We start from the raw sequence: 14,452 nt of genomic DNA, 5'->3' as shown, positions 1-14,452 counted from the left end.
GCATCGCGCTCGCGTAGCGTGAAGGGGTGATCCGCCCCATCTCCCGCGCCTGGCTCATCGTCGACATCGTCGGCGCCGTGATCGGGTTCGCCCTCACCACCCCGATGACGTTCGTCTCGGGGGCCGGTGGTCTGAGCGCGTGGATCACCGAACCCTCCGTGGCCACCGCGGTCTACGTCGTCGTCAGCGTGATCCTCTGGGGAGCCGCTGCGATCAGCCGGCTCTCGCCCACCCTTGCTCTGTCCTTCGCCTGGCTGGGCGCGCTCGTGCAGATGTCGGTGGGCCTGCCGCCGGCGGCCATCGACATCGCCGTGCTGGTGGTGCTCTTCGCCACCGCGGCCTGGGGGTCGAAGCGGCTGCTGTGGATCGGCGGCGTCTCGGCGCTCGGCGGCGGCATCATCGGCGGGGTCTACTTCGGCTTCGCCTGGTCGGGCGAGCTGCTGACCGACGCGGCGAGCGCCATGCGCGCCGCCGTGATCGCCGCGCTGCTCGGATCCGTGTTCGTGCTGGCGATGGTGATGTCCTGGGGAGCCGGCTTCCTGTGGCGCGTGATCGTGATCGGGCGTGCCACCCAGACCGCCAAGATGCAGGCCGAGATGCGCGCCGCCGAGGAGCAGGAACGCGTGCGCATCGCGCGCGACATGCACGACATCGTCGCCCACTCGCTCGCCGTCGTCGTCGCCCAGGCGGACGGCGCCCGCTACGCGGCCGCCGCGAGACCGGAGCTCGCCACTGAAGCACTGGGTACGATCGCCCAGACCGCCCGCGGCGCGCTCTCCGACGTGCGGATGCTGCTCACCCAGCTGCGACACCGTCAGGGTGAAGGCCCGCAGCCCACCCTCGCCGACCTCGAAACGCTGTTCGCGCAGGTGCGCCAGGCGGGCGTCGAACCGCGCATCACCGTCAACCCGATGCCACCGGGAGAGCCGCCGGGAGCCATTCAACTCGCGGTCTATCGGATCCTTCAGGAGGCGCTCACGAACGCGATCCGGCACGGCGACGGCACCGTCGACGTGCATCTGGCGTGGCTGCCCGAGACCGTCGAGATCCGCGTGAGCAATGCCGTGGGGGCGGGCGCTTCCGCCGTCCACGGCGGTCATGGCCTGATCGGCATGCGCGAGCGGGCTCAGCTCGTCGGCGGTATTCTGCAGGCGGAGCATCGTGACGGGCGGTTCGTCGTGCACGCGACTCTTCCGATCAGCGCCTCCGGCGATCCGATCGATGCAGCATGAGCGATTCGCGAGCAGGGAGCCCGACCGCATGATCAGAGTCGTCCTCGTCGACGATCAGGCGCTCTTCCGCGCCGGGATCCGCATGCTCGTCGCCTCGCAGGACGACCTCGAGGTGGTCGGCGAGGCGGGCGACGGACGCGAGGCGCTCGCCGTCGTGCAGGCCACCTCGCCCGATGTCGTGCTGATGGACATCCGGATGCCGGTGATGGACGGCCTGACCGCGACGGCCGAGATCCTCACGCGGCCCGACGCTCCGCGCATCGTGATGCTGACGACGTTCGACCTCGATGAGGCTGCGGCACGGGCCATCCGTCAGGGGGCGAGCGGCTTCCTGCTCAAGGACGCCGATCCTGAGTTCCTGCTCGCCGCGATCCGCACGGTGCACGCGGGGTCGAGTGTGATCGCGGCATCCGCCACCCGTGACCTGTTCGCGCACTTCGCCGAGGCGCCCAAGCCCGTGCCGGCCTCGTACACCTCGCTCACCGAGCGCGAACGCGAGATCTTCGCCCTGGCGGCGCGCGGGCTCTCGAACGCCGAGATCGCGTCGCGCGAGTTCCTCAGCGAAGCGACCGTGAAGACGCACATCAGCCGCATCCTGGCGAAGCTCACACTGCGCGACCGCGTGCAGCTGGTGGTGTTCGCGTTCGAGCACGGCCTCGCCTGACTCCTGCTCGCCTGCACTCCCGCGCGGAGCGCCCTGAGGATCATCCCTGCGATGTATCAGGATGCGTCGCGGGAGCGACGACGCACGGAAGCCGCGTCCGTAGCGTCGAAGACATGGAGATCACGACCACCGACCTCGGGCTCGCCGCCCGCGTCCAGCACCTCAAGAAGACCTACGGCACGGGCGAAGGCACCGTGCACGCACTCGACGACGTGAGCGTCGGCATCCGCCGCGGCCAGTTCACCGCGATCATGGGCCCGTCCGGCTCGGGCAAGTCCACGCTCATGCACATCATGGCCGGCCTCGACACACCCACAGAGGGCCGTGCGTGGATCGGCGACACCGAGATCACCGGTCTCGGCGACATCGACCTCACGATCCTGCGGCGCCGCCGCGTCGGCTTCGTGTTCCAGGCGTTCAACCTGGTGCCGACGCTCGATGCGCTCGGCAACATCATGCTGCCGTTCGAGCTCGACGGACGCCGCCCGAGCGCGATCGAGCGCGCCCGCATCGACGGACTCGTCGAGACGCTCGGTCTCGGCGCACGACTGCACCACCGGCCGCACCAGCTCTCGGGCGGTCAGCAGCAGCGCGTGGCGATCGCCCGGGCGCTCGCCACCGGCCCCGACCTGGTGTTCGCCGACGAGCCCACCGGCAACCTCGACTCGAAGACCGGTCGCGAGGTGCTGCAGCTGCTGGCCACCGCCAGCCGCGAGCACGGTCAGTCCATCGCGATGGTGACGCACGATGCGATCGCCGCCAGCCACGCGGACCGCGTGCTCTACCTCGGCGACGGCCGCATCGTCGCCGACCACCCGCGTCAGACGGCCGAGCAGATCTCGGCCTACATGCTCGCCGCCGAGGTGGGAGCATGACCGCGGTCGCGACGGTCGTCCCGCAGACCGCGGCGACCGGACCCCGCTGGGCCTGGCTGCGCGATCGCGGCATGGGCGCCAGCATCCTCGTCGCCGCCCTCTCGGCCGGATTCGGGGTGCTGCTGGTCGAGATGACCGCGTACATCGGGGCGGTGCTGCAGGCTGATCCGTTCATCGGCAACAGCGAGACGCTCGCGATCGTCGTCGGTCTGCTCTCGGTGCTGCTCACCGCGGTCGCGATGTACGTCGCCGCGATCGTCACCGCGAACACCTTCGCCACGATCATCGCCGGGCGCACGCGGCAGATCGCCCTGATGCGGCTGATCGGCGCGACGGCACGGTCGCAGCGAGCGGAGGTCGGCCGTCAGGGACTCATTGTCGGCGTGATCGGCGCTGTCGTCGGGCTGGTCGCCGGCCTGCTGCTGTCGGCCCTCGGCGTGCAGATCGGCGCGCAGCTGATCGACAACGATCCGAGCGGCTTCTCTCTCGCGCAGCCGTTCCTGGTGCTGCCCGCGATCGGGGTCGCGCTCACGACGTGGATCGCGGCCTGGGTGGGCTCGCGGCGTGTGCTCTCGGTCACCCCGCTGCAGGCGATCGGCGGATCGGTCGAGCGCACGCACGAGGACCTCGCCGCGCGCCCCGGCCGTCATATCGGCGCCTGGGTCCTGCTGGGCTCGGGGGCTGCTCTGCTCGCCGGGGGAGTCGTGCTCGGGCTGATGACCCCCCTGGGCGTGGTGCCGGCGTTCGTCGGCGGCGTGCTGTCGTTCACCGGACTCGCGATGGGGTCGGTGCTGTTCATGCCGCCGGTGCTGCGACTGGTCGGGCGCATGTTCGGCTCGAGCGCCACGGCGCGCCTGGCCGCCGAGAACGCCCTCCGCTACCCGGAACGGTCCTCGCGCATGGCGATCGGCGTCGTGATGGGGGTCACCCTCGTGACCATGTTCGCGGTGGCCCTCGAATCGGCCAAGCGGCTCATGATGACCCAGCAGGGCGATGTGCCCGACGAGTTCTTCGCCCCGCTCGACGCCTTCGGGTCGATCATGATGGTGCTCGTCGCGGTCTCGGCGGTGATCGCCGCCGTCGGGCTCGTCAACCTGCTGACCATCGGCGTCGTGCAGCGCCGCCGCGAGCTCGGCCTGCTGCGTTCGATCGGTCTGTCGAACCGTCAGGTGCGCCGGATGGTGCTGCTCGAGGCGACGCACATCACCGTCGCCGCGACGCTGACGGGCCTCGTGCTCGGCATCGTCTACGGGTGGATCGCGGCGCAGTCCGTGCTCGGCTCGGTGCCCACGCTGCCGGACTTCACCCCGGCCGGCCTGATCGCCCCGCAGGTGCCGTGGCTGCCGGTCGTGATCATCGTCATCGCCACCGCGGTGCTCACGCTGGTCGCCGCCGCGACCCCCACGCGTCTCGCGACGCGAGTCGCCCCGGTCGAGGCGCTCGCCGCCGACTGAGAGCCACACCCCGTCCGTGCCTCACGAGAGGCCGGGCGGGGTGCTCATCTAGGCTGGTGAGATGCCGTCGCCGTTCGATCAGTCCACGTATCAGGTCCGCCTCGACTGGGGCCTGGCCGGGCTCGAGCGGCTCGCGCCGGCCGATGTCGTCGTGGTCGTCGACGTGCTGCACTTCTCGTCGATGCTGGCGGATGCCGTCGCCGAGGGCGCGGACGTCGAGCTGTCCGAGGCCGCGACCTGGTCGTCGGACTCGGTCGCCCCCGCGCTCGCCGTGACCGCGTCGGCGAGCGGCGCGATGGTGCTGGTCGGCAGCATCCGCAACGCGAGCGCGGTCGCCCGGGCCGTGCAGACCATCCAGGAGCGTCGCCAGGCGCGGACGTCGGTGGCCCTGGTCGCGACGGGCGAGCGGGACGCCTCGAACGACGTGCGCTTCGCCGTCGAAGATCAGTTGGGCGTCGGAGCGATCGCCGCGGCCCTCACCGACCTGGGCATCGACCACACGGCGCCGGACGCGGCCGTCGCCGCCGAGGGATTCCGCGCGCTGCGGCGTGCGCTCGGGCACCTGATCTCGGCCAGTGGCTCCGGCAAGAACGCTTCCGACCCGGCGGCGGTCGCGGCTGCCGCGCGGCTCGATGCCGTGACGGCGGTTCCGCAGCTCACCGAGCGCCGCTTCACCGCCTTCGCCTGAACGACGCGCCGAGAAGCGGATGCGGGGCGGCGCGCGTGCGCAACCCGCGTCGCAGCGCAGAGCGCGCGTAGGGTCATGTCATGAGGTTCGTCCCCGCAGTGATCGTCGATGTCGTGCTGGTGCTCGTGTTCGCGGTGATCGGCCGCGCGTCGCACGACGAAGACCCCGCGGGGTTCCTGCTCACCGCCTGGCCGTTCCTGGTGGCACTGCTGATCGGGCACGCGGTCGCCGCCCTGCTGCCGCGCAGGCCGCGTCAGCCGTGGTCGCTGGTCTGGGGCATCGTGGTCTGGCTCGTCACCGTCGCCGGGGGGATGCTGCTGCGCATCGTGACCGGCGACACCGCCGAGCTGCCCTTCATCATCGTCGCGACGCTCACACTCGGGGTCTTCCTGGTGGGCTGGCGTGCGCTGGCGGGACTGTTGCGTGCGCGTCGTTCGCGGGCGTCGGATGACATGGTCTGGGACGTGGAGACCGAGCCGGAGCCCACGCCGCAGCCCACCGTGCGACACGACACGCCGTCTGACGCCGACCCGGCCTCCCGCTGAGAGTGACCCTCAGCGCGGCATCTGCGCCGCGAGCCGGGTGTCGCTCGTGATCTCGCGTCGCGTCCACGCGAACACGTATCGCGGGTCGTAGGAGCGCGAGCACTTCGCGCATGACGTGGGGCGAGTCGGGCGACGGTGACGGTACGTCGTGTGACCGGACGGGCAGCGTCCGACCCACGGAGCGAGCTCCACCGCGGTCTCGCCGTGATGCGTGGTGCCGCCGACGTAACCGAGCTCGCGCGCCGTGCGCTTCCACTGCGGGCCGTGGGCGGCGGCGTGCCCGGCGAGCGCGTGGGCGACCTCGTGCAGCAGCACCTGATGGATCTCGTCGTCGTCGAAGCGCGCGGCGAGGTAGCGCGACACCGAGATGCGCTTCTTGGTGTAGTCGCACTGACCGGCACGGCGCTTCGCGTGGTCGAAGCCGAACGACCACGACGGGTCGAGATGCATTCTGATCAGCGCCTCGCCCCAGATGCGCACACGGTCAAGATCGGCCATGCGATCAGGCTAAGCCATGCCTCCGACACCCCGGGCGCGCGGCGTCGATATGTCGGTCAGCCGGCGACGAGCTGCTCGGTGCGGCGACGTTCCGCGGCCTCGATGGCGAGCAGCACGACCTCGAGGTCGCGGTCGGCTGCGCCGGCCTCGCGCCGCAGGAACAGCGAGCGCTTGAAGCTCTCGCGCGCGGTGTCGTAGTCCCCGGCGTCGTAGGCGTTCTTGCCATGGTGGTGGTGCGCGAAGGCGGCGATCGACACCCACCGCTGCCCCTCCGCCTCGTCGGCGCAGGTCGCGAGCTCCTGCTCGGCGGCCGCATGGGCTCCGCGGTACTGCAGGATCGTCGCGTGCAGCACTCGTGCACGCAGGACGTCCTTGCGCGTGCCGGCCATCCGCGCCTGGCGCACGGCCTCGTCGGCCAGCGTCAGCGCTTCATCGAGTCGTCCGAGCACCTTCAGCAGCCACACCCGCTCGAGCAGGGAGGGCAGGCTCCGCTGGTTCTCGATCTCCTCGAGCCGCGCGGCGCACTCCGCGAGGTCGACCAGCTCACGAAGGTCCTCCTGGTCGTATCCCCGGATGAAACTCATTTGCTCTCCTCCCGCAGCGCTCCTCTCCAGTCTGCCTGGCGGGCGCGCGCGCGGCGAGTCGGCGCGCCCGCGACACGGCATCCCGATCCGCGAAGCCCGTGCCGCGAGCATCGACGCATGAGATCAGCGCAGAAAGAGCGAGGCGTCCGGACGCGGTGACGCGACGGCATCCGCGTCGGTCACGACCCTTGCCCCCTGCGTGAAGGCCGCCACCTCGGCGCCCTGAGCGATCTTGGCGGGATGAGGCCCGGCCGCGAGCATCCGAGGCAGCCATTCAGTGGGCAGGGCAGCGGCGGACGCCGCGATCACGAGGTTGCCGAACCGTCGTCCTTTGAGTACCTGGGTGTCGGCGAGCACCGCGACCTCGGGCAGCACCTCGGCGATGGTGGCGACCTGGCGTCGCGCGAAGGCCAGGCCGGGTCCGTCGGCGACGTTCACCAGCAGCACGCCACCCGGCGCCAGCAGCGCGGTCAGCTCGCGGTAGAACTCGATGCTGGTCAGGTGTGCGGGCGTCTGTGCGCCCGAGTACACATCTGACACGACGAGGTCGCAGGCGCCGGTCAACGCCGCGGGCAGCCGCCGCACTCCCTCGCGCGCATCCCCGATGCGGATGCGGATCGAGGCGCCCTGCGGCAGGGGCAGGTGCTCGCGCACCAGCTGCACGAGCGGCGCCTCGAGCTCGATGACCTGCTGGCGGGAGCCGGGTCGCGTCGCGTCGATGTAGCGGGGGATGGTCAGGGCTCCGGCGCCGAGGTGCACGGCGGTCAGCGCGCCGTCGGCGAGCTGATCGATCACCGCGCCCATGCGCACGATGTACTCGAAGTGCAGGTGTGTCGGGTCGTCGAGGTCGACGTGCGACTGCGGGGTGTCATCGACGATCAGCTCGAAGCCGGAGGTGTACTCCGAGGGGATCACGCGGGCGATGCCGCCGTGGTCCAGTCGGGCCTGCGGATGCTCGGTGTCTCGTGATCGGTTCCGGCCCATGCTGCGAGCCTACGCGGCAGGTCCCAAGGTCAGCGCTGGTTGCCGACCGCGCACGTCTCCTGCTCGAGCGTCTGCCCGGAGATGTCGGGCGGCAGGGTCGTGCGCACCTCGGGCACCTCGGTGGATGTCGGGTCGGGGGCCACCTCGGGAGCGGGTGTCACCAGCTCGACGCCGTCGTTGGTCGCGACGTCTCCGGTGAGCTGCAGCGGCTGGCCGGACGCCATCGCCGTCCACAGCTGCACGGCGGCCTCTTCGTTGGGCACCACACGGTTCTCGTCGTCGGGATCGGTGAGGTTGGGGTACTGCACGAACACGAAGTCGCTGAAGCGCACGTCCTTGAGCGCGAGGGCGAACTGCGCGAGTCGCAGCGGATCGTCGAGCGACTCGCTGGGCACGATGTTGTCGGCGATCGCGTTCGACAGTCGCAGCACCTTGGGAATGTCGGTGAGGGTCTCCTCGCTGAGCACCTTCTTGGCGAGCCGCGACATGTACTGCTGCTGGTTCGAGATGCGTGCCAGGTCGCTCTCATCGCCCACGCCGTGACGGGTGCGGATGAACTGCAGGGCGTCGTATCCCGAGACGGTCCGCACGCCGGCGGGCCAGTCGATGCCCGTGTGGCGGTCGCGGATGCCGTCGCCGGCGATGCACACCTCGACGCCGCCGATCGCGTCGGTGACGGCCATCACGCCGTCGAAGCTGATCTTCGCGGCGTAATCGATCGGGATGTCGCCGAGCGAGCTCACGGTCTTGACGACGCACGACAGCCCGGCGTGTTCGAAGACCGCGTTGATCGACTGCTTCGACAGGGAGGGCGCCACTGAGCCGTCCTCGCGGGTGCACTCGGGCACCTCGATCATCAGGTCGCGGGGGAGGGAGACGACCGTGACATTGCGGGGCTCGGCAGAGACGTGCACGAGCAGGTTGACGTCGTTGCGAAGGATGCCGTCGGCCTCGGTGCAGCGCTCGGCCAGGAGCGCGGTGGTCTGCTCACTGCATTCGTCGGTGCCGACCACCAGGATGCTGAACGCCTGGTCGGCGGGGTAGGCGCCGATCGTGGGCGGCTGCACCTCGCTCGAGCCCTCCAGCGCCACGGCGCCGTCGCCGACGCGGTTGAACAGGTCGACGACCAGGAAGGTGCCCACCGCGATCGCGGCGACCACGACGACCGCCACGGAGATCGCGAGGAAGCGCAGGAACGACGACAGCGCGCTTCTCCGCGGCAACTCGGCATGGCGGGCGACGGTGCCCCGATCTCTGTTCTCGCGCGTGCGCACCATGACGCGAGCCTACCCATGGAAAGAGTTGTCACAGGGAGATGACAATTCTGAGAAGAACTTGCAGTTAATTAGTTAGGCGTAGATACTTTTCCTACTGGCGAGCACCCGATGCCCGCAAGGTCATTCAAAGAGGAGATCTTTCTGATGCATAAGCGCATTCTTCCGGTCGTGGCGCTCGGCGCTGCGGCCACGCTCGGACTCGCCGCCTGCGCGGGCAGCACCGGTGGCAGCGGCAGCACCGACGCCGAGGGCCAGGAGCTCACCGTCTGGATCATGAAGGGCACCAACCCCGACGCCACCGCCTTCTACGACGAGGTCTCGACGGCCTTCGAAGAGGAGACCGGCGCCACGGTCAAGATCGAGGAGATCCAGTGGGCTGACGCGCACGATCGCTTCGTCACCTCGATCGCCGGCGGCACCACCCCCGACATCGCCGAGACCGGCACCACGTGGACCGCGGAGTTCGCCGACGCCGGCGCACTCGAGCCGCTCGACGAGTACGTCGACGCCGAGGACGGCCTGCGCGACGACCTGGTCGAGGGCCTCGCCGTGGCCGGCACCTACGAGGACGCGCTCTACGGCATGCCCTGGTACGCCGGCGTCCGCTCGATCGTCTACCGCACCGACGTGTTCGAGGAGCTCGGTCTCGAGGCTCCGAAGACCTGGGACGACATCGTCACCGCCGGTGAGGCGATCAAGGCCGCCAAGCCCGACATGATGCCGTTCCCCGTCGCCGGCGACGCCGAGTTCCAGGTCTACCCCTGGGTCTGGGGCGCAGGCGGCGAGATCGCCACGCAGGACGGCGACACCTGGACCAGCGAGCTCGACAGCTCCGAGTCGCAGGCCGGCATCGAGTTCTACACGGGCCTGGCCACCGAGCACGGCTTCTCGTCGGCCGGTGCGACCACGTGGAAGGAGACCGACCTGCGCGACGCGTTCACGCAGGGCAACGTGGGCATGATGCTCTCGGGCTCCTGGACCCCGAAGACGCTCATCGAGGCGAACCCCGAGCTCGAGGGCAAGATCGGCGCCGCGGTCATCCCCGGCCAGGACGGCGGCATCGCGCCCTCCGTTCTCGGCGGATCGCACCTCTCGGTCTTCAACACCACCGAGAACGCCGACCTGGCATGGGAGTTCGTCAAGCTCATGACCACCGGTGACTTCGCCGAGCAGTGGTCGAACGAGACCGGGTACTTCCCCGGCGTGCAGTCCGCGATGGAAGAGGCCCTGGCCTCGACCGACCCGCTGGTCGCACCGTTCGCCGAGCAGATGGTCGACGGCGGAGCATCCGTCCCGGTCACCCCGAACTTCGGCGCCGTCCAGGCGAAGAAGACGACCAACTCGATGATGCAGGCCATCCTCAGCGGGCAGAAGGACGTCGCGACCGCGACGAAGGATGCCGCCGCCGAGATGACCGACCTGCTCAACCAGAAGTAAGTACTCTCCTATGACGATGGTGCAACCGCCACTGCCGGCCACGAAGGCGGAGTCCTCCTCCGCCTCCGTGGCCGGCGGCCGTCCCGGCAAGAAGCGGGGACTCTCGCTCGTCACGGCCCGCCCCTGGCTCCTCCTCGCCCCCGGGCTGATCATCCTCGCGGTGCTCATGCTCTGGCCGCTCGTACAGGTCTTCCTGTACTCGCTGCAGGACTACGGTCTGCGCGAGATCAACACGGGCGAGAGTAACTGGATCGGTCTCGACAACTACGTCGAAGCGCTCACGAATCCGACGCTCTGGACGGTCGTCCTGCCGAACACGGTCGGCTTCGCTGTCGTCGCGGTGTTCGTCACGGTCGCCGTCGGCACGCTCGTGGCCCTGCTGCTCGCGCGGCTGGGCACGGTGTGGCGCACCATCGTCTCCAGCTGCATCATGGTCGCGTGGGCCATGCCCGCCGTGACCGGCACCTACGTCTGGACCTTCATCTTCGATGCCGACCGCGGCATCTTCAACGCGGTCCTGCGCGACCTCGGCCTGATCGACGGTTCCGTCAACTGGTTCACCAACCAGTGGTCCTTCTACGCGATCGTGCTCCTGAACGTCGTGCACCACGGCTTCCCGTTCGTGGCCATCACGGTGCTCGCCGGCCTCCTGGGCGTCTCGAAGGAGATGCTCGAAGCTGCGGCTCTCGACGGCGCCGGTGCGTGGCGGCGTTTCTGGAAGATCATCTTCCCGACGCTCAAGCCCGTCTTCTCGGTGGTGATCATCCTGTCGACGATCTGGGACTTCAAGGTCTTCGCGCAGGTCTACCTGATGCCGGGTGGCGGCGGCGGAAACCGCTCCGTGCTGAACCTCGGCGTGTGGTCGTACGTCGAGTCGTTCGGTCAGAACCGGTACGGCTTCGGGGCCGCGCTCGCGGTGCTGCTCACGCTCGTGCTGATCGGCATCACCATCGTCTACATCCGATCCCTCATGAAGGAGGACGAGCTGTGAACCCGAAAGCCTCCCTCCGGTCGCGGATCGGCATCGGGATCGCGGTCGCCGCGGTCCTGATCTTCACGCTCTTCCCGGTGTACTGGATGGTCTCCAGCGCCTTCGACAAGAAGGCCTCCAGCGGTGGACAGTCGTTCCTGCCGCAGGAGTTCACCTTCGACAACTTCGCGTTCGTGCTCACCGAGGGTGGCTTCGGCACCTTCCTGCGCAACTCCGCGATCGTCGCGCTGGTCACCGTGCTCGTCAGCGCGCTCGTCTGCCTGCTGGCGGCGGTCGCCGTCGCGCGCTTCCGGTTCAAGTTCCGCACCACCGTGCTGATGATGATCCTCGTGGTGCAGATGGTGCCGCTCGAGGCGCTCGTGATCCCGCTGTTCCTGCAGGTCAAGACGCTCGGGCTGCTCAACAGCATCCTCGGCCTCATGGTCGTCTACGTCGCGCTGTCGCTCGCCTTCGGCATCTGGATGCTGCGCGGCTTCGTCGCCGCGGTCCCGGTCGAGCTCGAAGAGGCCGCCTACATCGACGGCGCGAGCTGGTGGCGCATGTTCCGCTCGATCCTGCTTCCGCTGGTCATGCCGGGCCTCGTCGCGACGAGCATCTTCAGCTTCATCACGGCGTGGAACGAGTTCATCTTCGCGATGACGATCCTCGGTGCCGAGACGGACCAGTACACGGTCTCGATCGGTCTGAAGTCGTTCTTCGGCCTGTTCGCCAACGACTGGGGCAGCATCATGGCGGCCTCCACCATCATCACCCTGCCCGTGATGATCTTCTTCATCATCGTGCAGCGGCGTCTGTCGGCAGGCATGGTCGCGGGCGCGGTGAAGGGATGAGCGACGAGCTCACCCGTCTCGCCAACGGGGTCCTCTGGCCGGGGTTCCTCGGCACCGAGGCGCCGGCCTGGCTGCTCGACGAGCTGCGTGACGGACTCGCCGGCGTGGTCTACTTCGGTCAGAACATCGGTGATGGTCTGCAAGCGCTCAGCGCGTCGATCCTGGCCGCCAACCCGGACGCCCTGATCGGGGTCGACGAGGAGGGCGGCAGCGTCACCCGACTCGAGTCGGCCGACGGATCGACGATCCCGGGAGCTGCCCAACTCGGACTCCTCGACGACGTGGCCGCGACTGAGCGCACGGGTGCCGAGCTCGCGCGCCGGGTCGCCGCGGTCGGGGCCAACGTCGTGCTCGGGCCCGTCGCCGACGTGAACACCGATCCGCGCAATCCCGTGATCGGCGTGCGCGCGTTCGGCGCCGACACCGATCTCGTGACCCGTCACGCGGTCGCCGCGATCGACGGCATCCAGGACGGCAGGGTCGCGGCGTGCGTGAAGCACTTCCCGGGCCACGGCGACACCCACCTCGACTCGCACCACGCGCTGCCCGAGATCTCGCTCGACATCACCGAGTACGAGCGCGTGCACCTCGCGCCGTTCCGTGCGGCGATCGAGGCGGGCGTGGACTCGATCATGACCGCGCACATCGTCGTCCCGGCGTGGGGCGAGGAGCCGGCGACCCTGAACCCACGGGTGCTCGGCATGCTGCGCGAGTGGGGTTTCGAGGGTGTGATCATCACCGACGCGCTCGACATGGCCGCGATCCGCGAGACCGTCGGCATCGGCGGGGGAGCGGCGAAGGCTCTGGCCGCAGGCGCAGACCTGCTCTGCATCGGCAACCCCACGAACCCCGGCGCCGCGGCGCTGCCCGATCAGGATCAGCGCGACTTCCGCGCAGCACGCGACGGCATCGTCGAGGCCCTGCGTGACGGGTCGCTCTCACGCGAACGCGTCGAGGAGGCGGCTGCCCGCGTGGCCGCGCTCGCGACGAAGCTGCGGAGCGCGGCATCCCAGGTCGAGCAGCCGGACGAGGACTTCGATGCGGCGTCGATCGTGCGCCGCGCGCTCTCGGTCGCAGGCGAGCTGCCCGACTCGGCCGAACTGCTCGTGGTCGATGCGCGACGCCGTTCGACCCTCGCGGTCGACAGCGCGGCGGGCTACGTCGCCGGCACCCTCGCGGGCGATGGACGGCGCGTGCGGCTGGATGTCGCGAGCGCCGAACTCGCGGAGCAGGATCACGTGCTCGACGAGATGGCCGCCGCAGTCGGCACCACGGTGCTTCTCATCGACCGCCCCGACACCGACCCCGCCCAGCGGGAGCTGGTCGAGCGCGCCGCTTCTCGCGATCCGCGCGCGGTCGTCGTGAACGTCGGGCTGCCGGTGCGGACTCCGTTGCCGTTGCCGACCGTCGAGGTGGCCGCTGCGAGCCGCGTGGGTGCGCAGGTGGCCCGCGAGAGACTTCTCGGCAGAACCGGCTGAGTCGATCCCACGATGGATGCAGATGTCCTCGCGCTGGTGCGACGCTCGGTCTCTCGGCTGAGCACGGCTGAGACACGTGTCGCCGAGACGATCCTCGCCGACCCCACGCTCGTCGTCGACCTGGCGATCACGGATCTGGCCAAGCTCTGCCGCACGTCGCTGTCGACCGTGGCCCGCTTCGCGCAGTCGCTGGGCTACAGCGGCTATCGCGAGCTGCGGGTCGCGGTCGCCCGCACCGTCACCCTCGAGCAGGCCCAGCAGGCGCGCTTCAGCCTCGACACGACGGCGATCGACCCGGACGACGGGCCCATGGCCGTGGCAGCCAAGCTCGCGGCGCAGGAGATCGACGCGATCGAGCGCACGGCCCTCGGGCTGGATGCCCCGGCGCTCGACCGGGTGGCGCAGGCGCTCGTCGCCGCCCGTCACATCGACCTGTTCGGCCAGGCGGCGTCGTCGCTGACCGCGCAAGATCTGCTGCTCAAGCTGTCGCGCATCGGATGCTCGGTCGCGCACTTCGCCGATCCGCATCTCGCCGTGACCACCGCAGCGCTGCGCAGCGGTGACGACGTCGCGATCGCCTTCTCGCACAGCGGAGAGACGATCGAGACCGTGCGGGCGCTCGAGGTGGCGCGAGACGCCGGCGCGCTGGCGGTCGCGGTCACGAGCGTGGGGGAGTCGGCCCTGGCCCTCGCCGCCGACGTCGTGCTGCTCACCCACGCGCACGAGTCGCCGTTCCGGATGGCGGCGATGTCGAGTCGCATCGCGCAGCTCGCGCTCGTCGACGTGCTGTTCGTGCGCGTCGTGCAGCACCGCGGCGAACCGGTCGTGGTGCCGCTGCAGCGCACCCACGATGCGGCTGTGGCGCGGTCTCAGTCCCGCCGGATCGTCGAGGGCTGACGCCGTTCCGGCCCCGCG

At 69.9% G+C, this 14,452-nt stretch carries 15 protein-coding genes; 11 read left to right on the top strand and 4 right to left on the bottom strand.

The features are described 5' to 3' along the window. The first annotated feature begins 26 nt into the window (after positions 1 to 26). From AC2D10_RS07710 to AC2D10_RS07685, 6 genes are all read left to right on the top strand, one after another. A complete protein-coding gene (locus tag AC2D10_RS07710) occupies positions 27 to 1,232 on the top strand; it encodes a sensor histidine kinase (RefSeq protein WP_484711504.1) in 1,206 nt (401 codons plus the stop codon). A 28-nt stretch (positions 1,233 to 1,260) separates the two neighbouring features. Further along, positions 1,261 to 1,896 carry a response regulator gene (locus AC2D10_RS07705; RefSeq protein WP_484711503.1) on the top strand — a complete coding sequence of 212 codons (636 nt, stop codon included), beginning with the start codon at positions 1,261 to 1,263 and terminating at the stop codon, positions 1,894 to 1,896. Between the two features lie 113 nt (positions 1,897 to 2,009). Continuing rightward, positions 2,010 to 2,771: an ABC transporter ATP-binding protein gene (locus AC2D10_RS07700; RefSeq protein ID WP_484711502.1), complete on the top strand. Its 762-nt coding sequence runs from the start codon at positions 2,010 to 2,012 to the stop codon at positions 2,769 to 2,771. Continuing rightward, the gene (locus tag AC2D10_RS07695) at positions 2,768 to 4,225 is read left to right on the top strand and encodes an ABC transporter permease (protein WP_484711501.1); all 1,458 of its coding nucleotides are present in this window, start codon (positions 2,768 to 2,770) and stop codon (positions 4,223 to 4,225) included. The genes AC2D10_RS07700 and AC2D10_RS07695 overlap by 4 nt, the downstream gene beginning before the upstream one ends. A gap of 61 nt (positions 4,226 to 4,286) precedes the next feature. Further along, positions 4,287 to 4,913 carry a 2-phosphosulfolactate phosphatase gene (locus AC2D10_RS07690; protein WP_484711500.1) on the top strand — a complete coding sequence of 209 codons (627 nt, stop codon included), beginning with the start codon at positions 4,287 to 4,289 and terminating at the stop codon, positions 4,911 to 4,913. Between the two features lie 80 nt (positions 4,914 to 4,993). After that, on the top strand, positions 4,994 to 5,458 hold the full coding sequence (locus AC2D10_RS07685; protein ID WP_484711499.1) for a DUF3054 domain-containing protein: 465 nt from the start codon (positions 4,994 to 4,996) through the stop codon (positions 5,456 to 5,458). Between the two features lie 9 nt (positions 5,459 to 5,467). On the opposite strand, the gene AC2D10_RS07680 is transcribed toward AC2D10_RS07685, so the two are convergent. From AC2D10_RS07680 to AC2D10_RS07665, 4 genes are all read right to left on the bottom strand, one after another. Then, positions 5,468 to 5,956 (bottom strand): SprT-like domain-containing protein, encoded by a 489-nt coding sequence (locus AC2D10_RS07680; RefSeq protein ID WP_484711498.1) that lies wholly within the window; start codon positions 5,954 to 5,956, stop codon positions 5,468 to 5,470. A 56-nt stretch (positions 5,957 to 6,012) separates the two neighbouring features. Then, entirely contained in the window at positions 6,013 to 6,540 is a 528-nt protein-coding gene (locus AC2D10_RS07675) for a hypothetical protein (protein ID WP_484711497.1), read from the bottom strand. A 123-nt stretch (positions 6,541 to 6,663) separates the two neighbouring features. Next, the gene (locus AC2D10_RS07670; protein ID WP_484711496.1) at positions 6,664 to 7,524 is read right to left on the bottom strand and encodes a spermidine synthase; all 861 of its coding nucleotides are present in this window, start codon (positions 7,522 to 7,524) and stop codon (positions 6,664 to 6,666) included. Positions 7,525 to 7,553: 29 nt separating this feature from the next. Further along, on the bottom strand, positions 7,554 to 8,801 hold the full coding sequence (locus AC2D10_RS07665) for an LCP family protein (protein WP_484711495.1): 1,248 nt from the start codon (positions 8,799 to 8,801) through the stop codon (positions 7,554 to 7,556). 144 nt (positions 8,802 to 8,945) lie between these two features. On the opposite strand from AC2D10_RS07665, the gene AC2D10_RS07660 reads away from it, so the two are divergent. The 5 genes from AC2D10_RS07660 to AC2D10_RS07640 are packed head-to-tail and all read left to right on the top strand — an operon-like array spanning position 8,946 to position 14,434. After that, positions 8,946 to 10,238 (top strand): sugar ABC transporter substrate-binding protein, encoded by a 1,293-nt coding sequence (locus tag AC2D10_RS07660; RefSeq protein ID WP_484711494.1) that lies wholly within the window; start codon positions 8,946 to 8,948, stop codon positions 10,236 to 10,238. A gap of 10 nt (positions 10,239 to 10,248) precedes the next feature. Then, on the top strand, positions 10,249 to 11,229 hold the full coding sequence (locus AC2D10_RS07655; RefSeq protein ID WP_484711493.1) for a carbohydrate ABC transporter permease: 981 nt from the start codon (positions 10,249 to 10,251) through the stop codon (positions 11,227 to 11,229). Beyond that, on the top strand, positions 11,226 to 12,059 hold the full coding sequence (locus AC2D10_RS07650) for a carbohydrate ABC transporter permease (protein WP_484711492.1): 834 nt from the start codon (positions 11,226 to 11,228) through the stop codon (positions 12,057 to 12,059). The genes AC2D10_RS07655 and AC2D10_RS07650 overlap by 4 nt, the downstream gene beginning before the upstream one ends. Continuing rightward, positions 12,056 to 13,537, top strand: coding sequence for a glycoside hydrolase family 3 N-terminal domain-containing protein (locus AC2D10_RS07645; protein ID WP_484711491.1), 1,482 nt, complete (start codon positions 12,056 to 12,058; stop codon positions 13,535 to 13,537). The genes AC2D10_RS07650 and AC2D10_RS07645 overlap by 4 nt, the downstream gene beginning before the upstream one ends. Before the next feature lie 12 nt (positions 13,538 to 13,549). Beyond that, on the top strand, positions 13,550 to 14,434 hold the full coding sequence (locus AC2D10_RS07640) for a MurR/RpiR family transcriptional regulator (protein WP_484711490.1): 885 nt from the start codon (positions 13,550 to 13,552) through the stop codon (positions 14,432 to 14,434). The last annotated feature ends 18 nt before the right edge of the window (positions 14,435 to 14,452 follow it).

It is taken from the genome of Microbacterium sp. PI-SA-G, assembly GCF_057215335.1.
The sequence above is the reverse complement of the archived record's forward strand: the minus strand, read 5'-3'. Positions and strand labels throughout refer to the sequence as shown.